The following is a 2100-nucleotide window of genomic DNA, read 5'->3' as shown; positions in this document are numbered from 1 at the left end:
CGAGAGCTACGTGGAGGAGCGCACCCAGCGGCGTACCCAGCCGGGCACGCCCGCGTCGCGCCCGAGCAACGGCAGGACGGGCTCGGCCTCCGGCCCGCGCTCCACGACGTCCCGCTCCGGGAACAGGCCCGCTCCGCGCAGTGGTGCCGGTCGTCCGGCGCCTCGTACGAACGGCACGGGTGCGGGCAAGAAGCTGCGGCCGGCCAATCCTCGGCTGCTGCGGCAGCGGTTGTTCGTGTTCGTGGTGGTCACGCTGCTGGTGGCGCTGGCCATCGCGGCGGCGCAGGGCTGCCAGGGACCCAGCTAGCGCCTGTCCGGCAGAGCGGCGCGGCCCGCCGCTTCATGCCGGTGGGTGCGTCGCGAGGCACGGCGGAGCGTGGGCGTGCGACGACGGCGCCGGACCGCAGGTCGGTGCGCTGGACCCCGCGTCCGGACCGAACGCCCAGGGCGCCTCAGAGTTCGGGGCGGCCCGTGGCCAGCGCGTAGAACGCGACCGCGGCCGCCGCGCCCACGTTGAGGGAGTCGACGCCGTGGGCCATCGGGATGCGCACCCATTCGTCCGCTGCCATCAAGGCCTTGGTCGACAGGCCCTCGCCCTCCGCGCCGAGCAGGAGCGCGACCCGGTCCATGCGGTGCGGGGCCACCTCGTCCAGGGACTTGGCCTTCTCGGCCGGGGTGAGGGCGAGCAGGTCGAAGCCCGCCGCGCGGACCGACTCCAGGGATTTCGGCCAGGCTTCGAGGCGGGCGTAGGGCACCGAGAAGACCGCGCCCATGGAGACCTTGACCGAGCGGCGGTAGAGGGGGTCCGCGCAGTCCGGCGAGAGCAGGACGGCGTCCATGCCGAGGGCCGCCGCGGAGCGGAAGATCGCGCCGATGTTGGTGTGGTCGTTGACCGACTCCATGATCACCAGGCGGCGGGCCGTCGCGAGGAGGCCGTCGGCCGTCGGCAGGGGCTTGCGCTGCATGGACGCCAGGGCGCCGCGGTGCACGTGGTAGCCCGTGACCTGTTCGGCGAGGTCGGGGGCGACCGCGTAGACCGGGGCCGGGACCTCGTCGATGACGTCGCGCATGACGTCGACCCACTTCGCGGACAGCAGCATGGAGCGCATCTCGTAGCCCGCCTGCTTGGCGCGGCGGATCACCTTCTCGCCCTCGGCGATGAACAGGCCCTCGGCCGGTTCTCGCTTGCGGCGCAGCTCGACGTCGGTCAGGCCCGTGTAGTCGCGCAGGCGCGGGTCCTCGGGATCCTCGATGGTGATGAGACCTTGGGGTTCAGCCACGGGTCGATACTGCCTTGTCCTGGGTGTGGTGCCAACGGATCGGAGCGAGTTGCGTTACCGCTGGGTACGTTCGGGGCTCTCGTGCACCACGTCGCCGATGACGATGACGGCCGGGGGCCTCACGCCTTCGGCGACCGCCCTCTCGCCGACCGTGGCGAGGGTCGCGTCGACGCGGCGCTGAGTGGCCGTCGTGCCCTCCTGCACGAGCGCGACGGGGGTGCTGCCCGGCTTTCCGTACGAGATCAGGGCCTCGGCGATCTTCCCGATCTTGTCCACGCCCATGAGGATCACGAGGGTGCCGGTGAGCTGGGCGAGAGCGGCCCAGTCGACCAGGGAGCGCGCGTCGTCCGGCGCGACGTGGCCGCTGACCACCGTGAACTCGTGGGCGACGCCGCGGTGCGTGACCGGGATGCCGGCCGCGCCGGGCACCGAGATGGAGCTGGAGATGCCGGGGACGACCGTGACCGGGATGCCCTCGGCGGCCAGCGCCTGCGCCTCTTCCATGCCGCGGCCGAAGACGTACGGGTCGCCGCCCTTGAGCCGGACGACGGCCTTGCCCTGCTTGGCGTGGTCGATCAGGGCCTCGTTGATGGCCTCCTGGACCATCTGCCGGCCGTACGGGATCTTCGCGGCGTCGATCACCTCGACGTGCGGAGGGAGTTCGTCGAGCAGGTCGCGCGGGCCGAGCCGGTCGGCGATGACGACGTCGGCCTCGGCGAGGAGGCGGCGGCCGCGCACCGTGATCAGGTCCGGGTCGCCGGGCCCGCCGCCGACCAGGGCGACGCCCGGGGTGCGGGTGCGCTCGACGGAGACGGTGCCG

General features: G+C 73.0%; 2 protein-coding genes and 1 pseudogene. 1 reads left to right on the top strand and 2 read right to left on the bottom strand.

Features of this window, described 5'->3' with window-relative positions; genetic code table 11:
- A pseudogene (locus G3I40_RS16410) lies at positions 1-307 on the top strand (serine/threonine protein kinase); the annotation flags it as partial.
- 145 nt (positions 308-452) lie between these two features.
- Here the strand turns inward: G3I40_RS16410 and G3I40_RS16405 are convergent.
- The gene (locus G3I40_RS16405; RefSeq protein ID WP_164302896.1) at positions 453-1280 is read right to left on the bottom strand and encodes an RNA methyltransferase; all 828 of its coding nucleotides are present in this window, start codon (positions 1278-1280) and stop codon (positions 453-455) included.
- Positions 1281-1334: 54 nt separating this feature from the next.
- Positions 1335-2100, bottom strand: a 766-nt coding sequence (gene cobA / locus G3I40_RS16400) for a uroporphyrinogen-III C-methyltransferase (protein ID WP_164302895.1), incomplete at its 5' end; no start/stop codon positions are given.

The sequence above is a fragment of the Streptomyces sp. SID14478 genome, assembly GCF_010548525.1.
Classification (GTDB): Bacteria; Actinomycetota; Actinomycetes; order Streptomycetales; family Streptomycetaceae; genus Streptomyces.
Note: the sequence above shows the minus strand (reverse complement) of the source record. Positions and strands in the feature narration are given on the sequence as shown.